At 65.0% G+C, this 12,953-nt stretch carries 9 protein-coding genes; 4 read left to right on the top strand and 5 right to left on the bottom strand.

Annotated elements, in window-relative coordinates:
• Positions 1 to 282 precede the first annotated feature (282 nt).
• The 5 genes from Q0743_RS03825 to Q0743_RS03805 form a co-directional block, all read right to left on the bottom strand.
• Positions 283 to 894, bottom strand: a complete 612-nt coding sequence (locus Q0743_RS03825; RefSeq protein ID WP_298240260.1) for a sigma-70 family RNA polymerase sigma factor — start codon at positions 892 to 894, stop codon at positions 283 to 285.
• Between the two features lie 458 nt (positions 895 to 1,352).
• The gene (locus Q0743_RS03820; protein WP_298240259.1) at positions 1,353 to 2,090 is read right to left on the bottom strand and encodes a response regulator; all 738 of its coding nucleotides are present in this window, start codon (positions 2,088 to 2,090) and stop codon (positions 1,353 to 1,355) included.
• Positions 2,091 to 2,100: 10 nt separating this feature from the next.
• Positions 2,101 to 3,846, bottom strand: coding sequence for a DUF3369 domain-containing protein (locus Q0743_RS03815; RefSeq protein ID WP_298240258.1), 1,746 nt, complete (start codon positions 3,844 to 3,846; stop codon positions 2,101 to 2,103).
• Positions 3,816 to 5,894 (bottom strand): ATP-binding protein, encoded by a 2,079-nt coding sequence (locus Q0743_RS03810; protein ID WP_298240257.1) that lies wholly within the window; start codon positions 5,892 to 5,894, stop codon positions 3,816 to 3,818. Before Q0743_RS03810 ends, Q0743_RS03815 begins: the two co-directional genes overlap by 31 nt.
• Positions 5,895 to 5,900: 6 nt before the next feature.
• Positions 5,901 to 6,911, bottom strand: a complete 1,011-nt coding sequence (locus tag Q0743_RS03805) for a TRAP transporter substrate-binding protein (protein ID WP_298240256.1) — start codon at positions 6,909 to 6,911, stop codon at positions 5,901 to 5,903.
• A 143-nt stretch (positions 6,912 to 7,054) separates the two neighbouring features.
• On the opposite strand from Q0743_RS03805, the gene ugpB reads away from it, so the two are divergent.
• The 4 genes from ugpB (at position 7,055) to Q0743_RS03785 (ending at position 12,880) form a co-directional block, all read left to right on the top strand.
• Positions 7,055 to 8,437: a sn-glycerol-3-phosphate ABC transporter substrate-binding protein UgpB gene (ugpB, locus tag Q0743_RS03800; RefSeq protein ID WP_298240255.1), complete on the top strand. Its 1,383-nt coding sequence runs from the start codon at positions 7,055 to 7,057 to the stop codon at positions 8,435 to 8,437.
• Between the two features lie 230 nt (positions 8,438 to 8,667).
• Complete coding sequence (locus Q0743_RS03795; RefSeq protein WP_298240254.1) at positions 8,668 to 9,627, top strand: aminoglycoside 3'-phosphotransferase/choline kinase family protein; 960 nt, start codon at positions 8,668 to 8,670, stop codon at positions 9,625 to 9,627.
• Between the two features lie 380 nt (positions 9,628 to 10,007).
• Positions 10,008 to 11,630, top strand: a complete 1,623-nt coding sequence (locus tag Q0743_RS03790) for an ABC transporter substrate-binding protein (RefSeq protein ID WP_298240253.1) — start codon at positions 10,008 to 10,010, stop codon at positions 11,628 to 11,630.
• 236 nt (positions 11,631 to 11,866) lie between these two features.
• Positions 11,867 to 12,880: an ABC transporter permease gene (locus Q0743_RS03785; protein WP_298240252.1), complete on the top strand. Its 1,014-nt coding sequence runs from the start codon at positions 11,867 to 11,869 to the stop codon at positions 12,878 to 12,880.
• The last annotated feature ends 73 nt before the right edge of the window (positions 12,881 to 12,953 follow it).

The following is a 12,953-nucleotide window of genomic DNA, read 5'->3' as shown; positions in this document are numbered from 1 at the left end:
GACCCCTCCCCCGCCGCACTCTGCGAGTGCGTCGGCCTCTCCCGCAAGCGGGAGAGGCGGGAGACCGTGGCCACCCACCCCCCAATACAAAACGACCCGGACGGGGGCATCGTCCGGGTCGCTGGAGGTCTTGGGAGGTTTAACGAAACCGTATGCAAGCTTTATAGGGAGGAAGTTTTTCCGCCTGATGTTGTGCTTTGTTTCAATTGTTTCGTCGGCAGTAACGCTTCCGTGTCCGGGGTAGGGCCCTTATCAGGCCCTATCCCTTTGAAATCCTTGGTCTCAGGCGGCGAAACGCTCGACGCCGGCGCCCTTAAGCAATTCGGCCAGCTGCTTGCGGGCGTAGAACATCCGGGTCTTCACGGTGCTCTGGGGGATGCCGATGATCTGGCCGACCTCTTCCACCGACTTCTCGTGGTAGTAGACGAGGTTGATGATCTCGCGATGCGCGGGCGACAGCTTCTGCACGCAGGCGCGCAGGATGGCGCTGGTGTCGCTGCGGTCGAGCGAGGTCTCCGGCGTGTCGGCGCCATCAGGGATCTGGCGCACGTCTTCCTGGTCGATGTCCTCGAAGCGACGCTGGCGCATCGCGGTCAGGGCCTTGAAGCGGGCGATCGAGAGCAGCCAGGTCGAGACCTGCGAGCGGCCCTGGAACTGGCCGGCGGTGCGCCAGACGTCCAGAAACACCTGGCTGACGAGGTCTTCGGCCGCGGTGGCGTCACGCACGATGCGCAGGATGAAGCGGTATACCCGCACATTGTGCCGGCAATACAGGATATGCATCGACGTCCGGTTGCCCTCCGCAATGCTCTCGAGGAGCATGTCGTCCGAAGTCGCCTGAGCGGCGATGATGCTCTGGCTGGCCTGGGCGTTGATGGCGATGACGTTCGGCATTGACTTGGCTCCCCGTAGCGCCGCAACCGAGCGGCGTTTCCTTGGACCAAAGTGTTAATGAGCCAACGTTTCGGGACGTCTGCACGAAAAGGGGAAAATGGTTTCGTGCGCCGCCAAATTGTTTCGTCGGAAGGAGCGCGACGAAACATTCGAGGCAAAAAGCTGAGGAATTTCAATATACGGAAAATACGGGGGTGGGGATTTTGGGGCGCGCCGCGCCGCGCGGAACGTATTTGGGGGGATTGCGTTCGGTCGCGCGGCACCCATTGGTGTCGTCCCGGGGCGCGAAGCGAACCCGGGACCCATCACCACAGGGAGAGGTTGCCGAGCGAGCTGACAACTCCGAGTCTTCGCCAAACCACGGCCGGTGGTTATGGATCCCGGATCGGCGCGCGCCTGAGGGCGCGCTGGTCCGGGACGACAGCGGAGGGTGGCGCGCCCTTAACTCCCCCGCGCCGTTACGCCTTGTCGCCCTGCGGCGAGAACAGATAGCCGCCGCCGCGGATGGTGCGGATCACGGCGGGCTTGGCCGGATCGGGCTCGATCTTGCGGCGGATGCGCATGATGCGCAGGTCCACGGCGCGGTCGAAGGCTTCGGCGTCGCGCGCGTTGGCGAGCTCGAGCAGGCGCTCGCGTGACAGCACGCGCTTCGGATTGGCCGCGAACACCCTTAACAGCCCGAACTCGGACGCGGTCAGCGGATGCTCGTTGCCCTCGTCGTCGCGCAAAGCCTGGGCCTCGAGATCGAGCCATTTGGTGCCGAAGCGCACCAATTGCTCCTTGTCCGATTTCGCCGCCGCAGCCTCCGGCGCTGCGGCCTTGGCCGGCACGCTCCGGCGCAGCACCGAGCGGATGCGCGCCATCAGCTCGCGCAGCTCGCAGGGCTTGGCCACGTAATCGTCGGCGCCGAGCTCGAGCCCGACGACGCGATCGATCGGGCTCGCGGTCGCCGTGAGCATGATGACCGGCACGTTGATGCGGCTCTTGAGGTCGCGGATGATCGAGAGGCCGTCTTCCTCGGGCATGTTGAGGTCGAGCACGACGAGATCCGGCATGCTGCCGTCGATCGCCGCGCGGAGCGATTTGCCGCCGTCGCACAGCGTCACGGTGAAGCCGTGCATCTTGAGATAATCGCCGACCATCTCCCGGGCCGGGGCCTCGTCGTCGACGATCATGATGTGCTGGCTTTGGGTCATGGCGGCTTGATCACGGCATTTCGGTCGCGGGAAGGGTGATGGTGAAGGTCGAGCCCTTGCCGGGCCCGTCGCTGTCGGCGGTCACCTCGCCGCCATGCATGTCGACGATGCGCTTGACGATGGAGAGCCCAAGCCCCGTCGAGCTCTCGCCGGCGGTCGGCTTGGCCGACAGCCGCTGGAAACGGCCGAACAGGCGGCCGAGATCCTCCGGCGACAGGCCGGCGCCCTCGTCGCTGACGCGGACGATGGTGTCGTTGCCCTCGTGGCTGACGGCGACGTCGATCCTGCCGCCGATCGGCGAGTATTTGATGGCGTTACTGATGAGGTTGTCGATGGCTTCGCGGATGCGGTCGGTATCGCACATGGTGACGATGTTGGCGGGCGCGGTGACGCTGATCGTCTGCTGCTTGTTGACGGCGAGCGGCTGGTTGGCCTCGGCAACCTCCTTGACCAGCGCGGCGACGTCGACCGGCTCGCGGCGGATGGTGATGTCGAAGGCATCGGCCATCGCATCCGAGATCAGATGGTCGACCATCGTGGTCAGCCGCTTGGTGGCGTCGCGGATGTGGTCGACCTGGGCGACCACGCCGGTTTGCGAGGCGCCGGTCGAGATCAGCTCCTTCAGCATCTCGGTGCGGCCGAGAATGACGCCGAGCGGATTCTTCAGATCGTGCGCGACCGTGCCCAAAATCTCGTTCTTGAAGCCGTTGGCGCGCTGCAGCCGCAGCCATTGCGCGGAGAGGCGGCGGTTGGCCTGCATCAGCGCGCGGGTGCGCTGGGCGACGCGGTCCTCGAGCTGCGTGTTGGCGTCCTGCAGCTGCTGGTAGAGGATGACGTTGTCGAAGGCGATCGAGAGCCGGCTCGAGAAGATCTCGACCAGCGAGCGGTCGGTCTCGGACAATTCGCGCTCGGCCTGCAGCAGCACCACGACCTCGCGGCCGGATCCGGTGCGCAAATAGATCACGCTGCGGTGGTCGGCGAATTCGTTCTTGCGGCCCTGGAAGGCGGCTTCCACCATCTCGCGCAGATCGGGGTCGAGCGCCTTGGACGAGGTCGTGCCGATGAAGCGGCTGTAGCAGCCGCTGCCGGCGAGCACGGAAAGTTCGGGGTCGATGCCGCCATTGTCGCGCAGGACCAGTATGCCGGCGCAGTCGACGTTGAGCAGCGAGGCGAGCTGGGTCAGCACGCCCTCGGCGAGCCGCTGCATCGACTTGAAGTCGTACAGCGTGGACGCCGCGTCGATGATGATCTCGAGCCCGCGCCGCGTCTGCACCATGCGCTCGAGCTGCTGGTAGGAGCGCAGCGCCGCGGTCAGCGAGGTGAACAGCTTGTCGGCGGTGAGCTCGGTCTTGGCCTTGTAGTCGTTGATGTCGTACTGCACGATCACGCGCCGTTCCGGCGCCTGGCCGGGCTGGCCGGTGCGCAGGATGATGCGCACGGTCTCGTTGCGGATCTCGTTGCGGATGAACTCGACCAGCTCGAGGCCGGCGACGTCGGTCTCCATGATGACGTCGAGCAGCACGGCGGCGATGTCGCTGTGCTCGGCCATCAGCTTGCGGCCTTCCGCCGCGGAGTAGGCCGACAGGATCTCCAGGCTCTGGCCGTTCAGGCTGTAATCGGAGAGGGCAAAACGGGTGCCGTCATGCACCGCCGGATCGTCGTCGATGACGGCGATCTTCCATTTCCGGGCGTTGCTATCCTCCGACGCGGAACCGGTATCGTCGATCAGGTGGAGGACATCGTCCTGTTCGGCCATTGAGAAGTCCCGTCACTTTCTGTGCTCTGCGCGCCGCCCTTGGCGACCCGGGGCATGATAATGCGAAAAGTAGTGCCTTGTCCCAGCTTGGATTCCAGCATCATGCGGCCGCCGAGCTGCTGGGAGACGAGGTTATAGACGATATGCAGGCCGAGGCCCGTGCCGCCTTCATTGCGCCGGGTGGTAAAGAAAGGGTCAAAGGCCTGGCGCTGCACGTCGGGGGTCATGCCGGCCCCGTCGTCGGTGAAGATGATCTCGATGTCCTCGGTCCCGCGCGGCCGCGCCGAGATCGTGATGGTGCCGGCCCGCCCGTCGGCGAAGGCGTGGTTGGCGGCATTGAGGAAGAGATTGGTCAGGATCTGGCCATAGGAGCCGGGATAGCCGTCCAGCAGCAATCCCTCGGGCACGTCGACCTGCAGTGTGATCGGCGAGCGCTTCAGCACGGGCCGCAGGCTCGCGATGATCTGGTCGGTGGCCTCGCTGAGCGAGAATTGCCGCCGCTCGGCATGGGAGCGGTCGACCGCGACCTGCTTGAACGACTGGATCAGCTCGCCGGCGCGCTGGAGATTGGCGACGAGCTGCTGCGAGGCGTCGCGCGAGGACTGCACGAACTCTTCCAGCTGCGAGCGGCGCAGGCCGCCCTCGCCCTTGAGCTGGGCCTCGAAGATTTCGGTGCGCCGGGCAAAGCTCGAGGCAACCGTCAGGCTGATGCCGATGGGGTTGTTGACCTCGTGGGCGACGCCGGCAACGAGGCCGCCGAGCGCGGCCAGCCTCTCGGCGTCGATCAGGTTCTGCTGCGCGGTGTTGAGCTCGAGCAGCGCGCTTTCGGCCTTCTCCTTGGCGGCGCGCAGCTCGTCCTCGGTCTCGCGCTTGGCGATCGCGTTCTCGCGGAACACCTCCACCGCGCGCGCCATGGCTCCGACCTCGTCGCGTGCCTTGGTGCCCTGCACCTCGCGGTCGAGGTCGCCGAGCGTGATCGCGCGCATCGCGGTCATGATCTGCTGCAGCGGCAGCCGGATCGACAGCGCGATCATCACGCCGGCGGTGAGGATGATGCCGAGGAAGATCACCGCGATCGACAGCACCCGCCGGGAGATGTCCGCAAGCGTGCGGTCGAAGGTCTCCTGCGCCTTCTGCTCGCGCTGGCGCATCATGGTCGAGAGATCGTCGATGGCGCCGATCGCCTCGGCCTGGCTGGCGTCGATGGTGTTGCGCAACAGCTCGGTGCGGCTCGCGAGCTGCTCGGAGAGCTTGGCAAAGCCCTCGCGCAGCGCGGCGGTGCGGGCCCCGAGCCGCTGCAGCGCCATGCGCTGCAGATCGTTGTCGGCGAGATCGATCATGACAGGGATGGTCTTCTCGATCGTCTCGGTGTTGCGGCGGGCGTCGTCGGCCGCGCCCGTCTGCAGCGACAGATAATAGGAATTGGCCGCCACCAGCATCGCGGTGAAGGCCTCGCGGGATTTGCCGAGCGAGGGCCAGATCAGCGCGTCGCGATGGCCGGTGGCGCCCTCGATGATGGAATAGAGGCCCGCCATGTCCCGGGCCGGGCCCTGCACCTGCTCCTCATAGGTTTTCGCGATGGTGGCCTGCACGCTGCGCAGCTCGCCGAAGCCGTTGAGGAAGCGGTCGGTCGTGCGCTCCAGCTCCTCGACCGAGCCCGACAGCATCGGGTCCTTGGCGGCACGATTGGACAGCGTGCCCAGCACCGCCTCGCGCAGCAAGAGGATCTCGGCGAACAGGTCGGGGCTCGGCTGGTTGATGTAGCGGTGGATCAGATTGTGCAGGCGACCGGTCTCGCTTTCGAGCAGCGCCAGGATCCGGTCGGATTCGCGCACCTGGCGGACGTCGTCCCAGGCTGAGCCCAGCACCTGCGCGCCGTTCCAGATCATGGCGACCAGCACCACCACCACGGCGGAGTTCAGCGCGGCGATCGACAGGATGCGCCAGCGGATCGGCACCGCCCGCAGCAGGCCGACCAGGCGCGCGCGCAGCCGCCCGATCGGGCCGGGCGGCCTGTCTGCGTGCTCGCTGTGTCCAAGCGCAGCCAACGCGGCTCACTCCACCTTGCGAATGCGTTCGATCAGCGCCGCCGCGGCGGGATCGCGCGCGGCCTTGGCGTAGATCGGGATCATCGCATCCTCGAACGGCTTGCGGTCGATGTCCCTGATGATGGTGACGCCGGCTTCCTGGGCCTTGCGCTGCGACTGCTCCTCGAGGTCGCGCCATTTCTCGCGCATGAACCGGCTGGAGCGCTGCGCGGCCTCGCGGAAGATCTTCTGGTCGTCCGGCGACAGGCTCTGCCAGGCCTTGAGCGAGATCACCAGCACTTCGGGGCTCATCGTGTGCTCGGTGAGCGAGTAGTAGCCGGCATGCTTGTAATGGTCCGTCGTCACGAAGGATGGCCAGTTGTTTTCGGCGCCGTCGATCAAATGGTTGGCGAGGCCGGTGAGCACCTGCCCATAGGGCAGCTCGACCGGCTCGGCCCCGAGCGCGCGGATCATCTGGCTCATCAACTCCGACTGCTGCACCCGGATCCGCAATCCCCTGAGATCCGCGAGGCTCTTCACCGGGCGGACCCCGTTGTAGATCGACCGCGCGCCGGAATCGTAGAAGGCGAGCCCGACGAAGCCGTAGGGCTCGAAACTGTTCAGGATCTCGTTGCCGACGGGCCCGTCCAGCACTTTCTGCATGTGCTCGATGGACCGGAACAGGAACGGCATGGCGAGCACGTTCATCGCCGGAACGAAATTGCCGATCAGGGCGACATTGGTCCGGTTGAGGTCGATCGCACCGGCCCGGGTCTGCTCGATCGTCTCCTTTTCCTCGCCGAGCTGACGGGAGTGGAACACCTTGATCTCGTGGCGGCCCTTGGTGCGCTCGGCGATCAGGGCGCCCATGTAGCGCAGCGCCTGGACGGTCGGGTAGTCCTCGGTCTGGGTGTCGGCGGCGCGAAATTCGCGCGCAACGGCGCCCGTCGCGCGCATACTCATCGAGACTGCGGCAAGCAGAAGCGCGACGACAATCACCCCGGTCCGCGAGAGTTCGGCACGGCTTAGCACTGGCACACTCAACCCCTCAGTGGTGGAGTCTATGGCGGGAGCAAAAGGTTCAATGCAATCTAGCAGATGGTAAAGGGAAGGCCATCCCGCTGCGGCCCCCGGGCTGATTGTGCGGCGCGGCTGTCTCTCATTCCCGGTTGAAACCGGTTATGCCGCGCCTTAAGCAGGGGCGGTCGCCGCTTGCCGCTCCAGATGGAAGAGCCGTCGTGATTTCAGCATTGCGCCTTTTGCCGGTCGTTGCCGTCCTCGCGGCCGCAGCATTCGTCTCGAAGGCGCAGGCCGCCACCGACATCGCCTGGTGGCACGCCATGTCCGGCGAGCTCGGCAAGCAGCTGGAGAAGCTCGCGTCCGACTTCAACGCCTCGCAGTCCGACTACCGCATCGTGCCGGCCTACAAGGGCAATTACACCGAGACCGTGACGGCTGCGATCTTCGCCTTCCGCTCGCGCAGCCAGCCTGCGATCGTCCAGGTCAACGAGGTCGCCACTGCCACCATGACCGCGGCCAAGGGCGCGATCTATCCGGTGTTCAGCCTGATGCGCGACCAGGGCGAGCCGTTCTCGCTGACCGACTATTTGCCGGCGGTCTCCGGCTATTACACCGACGCGGCCGGCAATCTGCTGTCGTTTCCGTTCAACTCCTCGACGCCGATCCTCTATTACAACAAGACCATGTTCCGCGACGCCGGGCTCGATCCGGAAGCGCCGCCGAAGACCTGGCCCGAGCTCGGCGCGGCTGCCAAGCGCCTGCGCGACCGCGGCGCGGCCTGCGGCTTCACCACGTCCTGGCCGTCCTGGATTCATGTCGAGAATTTTTCGGCGTTTCACAATCTGCCGCTGGCCACGCGCGCGAACGGCTTTGGCGGCCTCGACGCGGAATTGACCATCAACAATCCCCCCCTCGTGCGTCACGTCGCCCAGCTCGCCGAATGGCAGAAGACAAAACTGTTCGATTATGGCGGCCGCGGCCAGGCAGCCGAGCCGCGCTTCCAGAGCGGCGAATGCGGCATCTTCATCGGCTCCTCGGCGACGCGCGCCGACATCAGGGCGAATTCGAAATTCGAGATCGGCTACGGCATGATGCCGTATTGGCCCGACGTGAAGGACGCGCCGCAGAACTCGATCATCGGCGGCGCCACGCTGTGGGTGCTGCGCGACCGGCCGCGCGAGGAATACAAGGGCGTGGCGCGGTTCTTCGCCTATCTGTCGCAGCCCGGCGTGCAGGCCGCCTGGCACCAGAACACCGGCTATCTGCCGATCACCCGCGCCGCGTCCGAGCTGACGCGCGCGCAAGGATTTTACGAGCGCAATCCGGGCTCGGCGATCTCGTTCGAAGAGATCACGCTGCATCCGCCGACGGAGAATTCCAAGGGCATCAGGCTCGGCTCCTTCGTGTTGATCCGCGGCGCGATCGAGGACGAGCTGGAGCAGGCCTTTGCGGGGCAGAAAAGCGCGCAGGCAGCGCTCGATTCCGCCGTCGAGCGCGGCAACAAGCTGCTGCGGCAGTTCGAGCGTGCCAGTCCGGACAGGTAGGGTGTGTTGCGATGAAGCCCGGCTCTAGCCGCACGGGAGGCGCGCCCCCTCCCGCTTGCGGGGGAGGGCCGGGGAGGGGGCTCTCTCAACAACGGGACAATCCCCAAGAGGAGAAAGCCCCCACCCGGCGCTGCGCGCCGACCTCCCCCGCAAGCGGGAGAGGTGCACCGCCTCCTCGGCTGGCACCCGGTGAAGCAAAGCGAGCGCCCGCTGTCTCTGCGCAACGACCAATGACAAATACATCATCACAACAACTCCCTGACCTCACCGACTCCGGAAGTTTCCGCGCTTTCCGCTCCGCGTCCTCGCAATGGTTGCCGATCGCCCTCGACATCGCGCGCAGCCACGGCCTCGACGTCCGCGCGCCGCATGTGTTTGCCACCGGCACCAATCTCGTGGTCGGGCTCGGCGAGAACCTGATCCTCAAAATCTTCCCACCGCTCTTGCGCGCGCAATTCGTCTCCGAGCGCGGCTCGCTGACGCAACTCAAAGGCCGTCTTCCTCTGCCGATCCCCGAGATCGTCGCGGAGGGGACGCGCGACGACTGGCCCTATCTCGTCATCACGCGCCTCACAGGCACGCTCGGCTCGGAGGTCTGGCCGAACCTGCCGGAGGACCAGAAAGAGCGCGTGCTGCACCAGATCGGCGAGACCATCGCCGCCGTGCAGCGCGCCCCGCTCGGCCCGCTCGCTGCCATCGAGCCGCGCTGGGATGATCTCATGCGCCAGCAGATGGAGGGTTGCCGTAACAGGCACACGCGTCTCGGCCTCGCGCCGAAATTCCTCGCCGGCCTCGACGATCTCCTGCGCGATGCGGAAGAACTCATCCCGATGGATGCGCCGCCGGTGATCCTGACCGGCGAATACATTCCGGAGAACTTTCTGCTCGCGTGCCACGACGATCAATGGTCGCTCACCGGCCTGTTCGACTTCGGCGATGTCCTGGCGGGATGGCGCGATTACGATTTGCTTGGCCCCAGCGCCTTCATGGCTGCGGGCCGGCCGGGCCGGGTGAAGAGCCTGCTTGGAGGTTTTGGTTACGCGAAGCCGGACTACGCGCTCAAGCGCCGGCTGATGGCGCTGATGCTCCTGCACCGCGCCAGCGACCTCAACGCCCACATCTGCATCGAAGGCTGGCAGGACAAGGCAAGCAATCTGGTCGAGCTGCAGGAATTGATCTGGGCCACCTGACAGCCCCAACCGTCATTGCGAGGAGCTCTTGCGACGAAGCAATCCAGACTGTCCCGGCGGAGGCAGTCTGGATTGCTTCGCTGCGCTCGCAATGACGAACTTGCTGTACGAGCCGTGATCCTCCCATGCCGGTAGCCCGCGGGATGAGACGACATAACGGTGGTGGCGCCAAATCGGGCTCCGGAACTTTAATGCCTATTTCTTGATCAATATCGCCTCTTTGTATGCAGAGCTGAGGCCGCGTTCGGCCCTTCAGCGACCCAAATTCTCCATATATCGTTTTAGATCAAAGATTTAGTCGCCTCTTAAACCTCCCTTAAGCCTTGGCACGAACCTTGCGAATCCGGTTCCAACCAAAAACTTTGAGTTGGAGCATTTCGATGAAGCGCCGCGATTTTCTCAAGTCCGTGTCCGGGTTGGCCGCTGGAGCGGCGCTTCCGGCCGTCCCGACCGTGATTTCATCCGCCTATGCCGATGCGCGCTCGGAGACGCTGCTGATCGTCTCGGAGGGCGGCCCGAACAACCTCGACATCCACGGCGTCGGCACCAACGTGCCCGGCTATGAAGTGTCCTGGAATTGCTACGACCGCCTGATCAGCCACGAGATGAAGAGCGGCCCCGGCGGCGTGCCCTATTACGACCGCGACAAGTTCAAGGGCGAGCTCGCCGAGGAGTTCAAGATCGACGACATGTCGGTCACCTTCAAGCTGCGCAAGAACGCCAAATTCCACGACGGTACACCTGTGACCGCCAAGGACGTGAAGTGGTCGCTCGATCGCGCCGTCAGCGTCGGCGGCTTCCCGACCTTCCAGATGAGCGCGGGCTCGCTCACGAAGCCCGAGCAGTTCGTCGTGATCGACGACTACACGGTGCGCGTCGACTTCCTGAAGAAGGACAGGCTGACGATCCCCGATCTCGCGGTGATCGTGCCCTGCATCGTCAACTCCGAGCTCGTGAAGAAGCACGCCAGCGAGAAGGATCCCTGGGGTCTGGAATTCACCAAGCAGCAGACCGCCGGCTCCGGCGCGTACAAGGTCACCAAGTGGACCGCCGGCACCGAAGTGATCATGGAGCGCAACGACGACTGGGTCTGCGGTCCCTTGCCGAAGATCAAGCGCGTGATCTGGCGCATGGTGCCGCAGGCCGGCAACCGCCGTGCGCTTCTGGAGCGCGGCGATGCCGACATCTCCTACGAGCTGCCGAACAAGGACTTTCAGGAGATGAAGGCCAACGGCAAGCTCAACGTCGTGTCGCTGCCGTTCTCCAACGGCATCCAGTATATCGGCATGAACGTCACCAAGCCGCCCTTCGACAATCCGAAGGTGCGCCAGGCGGTCGCTTACGCGCTGCCCTATCAGAAGATCATGGACGCCGTGATGTTCGGCCTCGCCAACCCGATGTTCGGCGCGGCAAAGGACAAGCCGACCGAAGTCGCCTGGCCGCAGCCGCACAAATACAACACCGACATCGAGAAGGCCAAGGCGCTGATGGCCGAAGCCGGCATGGCGGGCGGCTTCGAGACCACGATCTCGTTCGACCTGAATTTCGCCGGCGTCAACGAGCCGCTCTGCGTGCTGGTGCAGGAGAGCCTCGCGCAGATCGGCATCAAGACCACCATCAACAAGGTGCCCGGCGCCAACTGGCGCACCGAATTGAACAAGAAGGAGATGCCGCTCTTCACCAACGTGTTCTCGGGCTGGCTCGATTACCCCGAGTACTTCTTCTACTGGTGCTATCACGGCAACAATTCCGTCTTCAACACCATGAGCTACAAGTCGGCGGAGATGGACAAGCTGATCGACGGCGCACGCACCGCCGCCGCGAGCGGCGACAAGGCGGCCTACGATGCCGACGTGAAGGGATTCGTCGATCTCGCCTTCACCGACATCCCGCGCATCCCGCTGTACCAGCCCTTCGTCAACGTCGCGATGCAGAAGAACATCAGCGGGTATCAATACTGGTTCCACCGCCGGCTGGATTATCGCGCGCTCGTTAAGGGGTGAGTAACAAGTAGAGCTAGGCAACCGCATATGGCGTTCAGAAGCTTATCGGCTTGCTCCGTTCGCCTCTCCCGCTTGCGGGGGAGGCCGACGCGCTCGAAGAGCGCGGCGGGTGGGGGCTCTCTCCACACGAAGAATCCCCATGCCGAAGCACCCCCACCCCAACCCTCCCCCGCAAGCGGGAGAGGGGGCGCAGTTCGACCTGCTGCGGCACCTCCTCTCATCACAGGGAGCGTCCCATGCTGACCATGATCGGCAAGCGGCTGATGTTCGCGATACCCTCGCTGATCGGGGTCGTCATCGTCACCTTCCTGCTGACGCGCGCGCTGCCGGGTGATCCCGCCGCCTATTTCGCCGGTCCCGCTGCGACCAAGGAAGCGGTCGAGCAGATCCGGAAGAAACTCGGCCTCGACAAGCCGCTGATCGAGCAGTTCTTCCGCTACACCAATGATCTCGCCCACGGCGATTTCGGCAACTCGCTCACCACAGGCCAGCCGGTCGCCACCGAGATCCGCAACCGCCTGCCGGCCTCCGCCGAGCTGACATTGCTCGGTCTGATCGTCTCCGTCGTCATCGCCATTCCGCTCGGCGTGCTCGCGGCCACGCGACCGGGATCATGGGTCGACCATCTCTGTCGTGTCACGACGACGGCGGGCGTCTCGCTGCCGGTGTTCTTCACCGGCCTCGTGCTGGTCTACATCTTCTATTTCCGGCTCGGCTGGTCGCCCGCGCCGCTCGGACGTCTCGACGTGTTCTACAGCGCGCCGCCGACCGTCACCGGCTTCTATCTGATCGATACGCTTATCGCGCGGGACTTCGAGGCGTTCCGTTCGGCTTTGAGCCAGCTCATCCTGCCGGCGACGACGCTTGCGATCTTCTCATTGGCGCCGATCGCGCGCATGACGCGTGCCTCGATGCTGGCGGTGCTGGCCTCCGAATTCGTCCGCACCGCCCGCGCCAGCGGCCTGTCGCCGGCGACCGTCATCGTCACCTACGCCTTCCGCAATGCGATGCTGCCCGTGATCACCACGCTCAGCATGGTGTTCTCGTTCCTGCTGGGCGCCAACGTGCTGGTGGAAAAAGTGTTCGCCTGGCCCGGCATCGGCTCCTACGCGGTGGAAGCGCTGATCTCCTCGGACTTCGCTCCGGTGCAAGGCTTCGTGCTGACCATGGCGGTGATGTACGTGCTGCTCAATCTCGTGATCGACATTCTCTACGGCGTGATCGATCCGCGCGTCAGGTTGGAGGGCTGAACCAATGAGGTTTCGTCCGATGCAAACCCCGACGAAGGTGCGCCCCCTCTCCCGCTTGCGGGGGAGGGTTGGG

It is taken from the genome of uncultured Bradyrhizobium sp. (assembly GCF_936943645.1).
GTDB lineage: Bacteria > Pseudomonadota > Alphaproteobacteria > Rhizobiales > Xanthobacteraceae > Bradyrhizobium.
The sequence above is the reverse complement of the archived record's forward strand: the minus strand, read 5'-3'. Positions and strand labels throughout refer to the sequence as shown.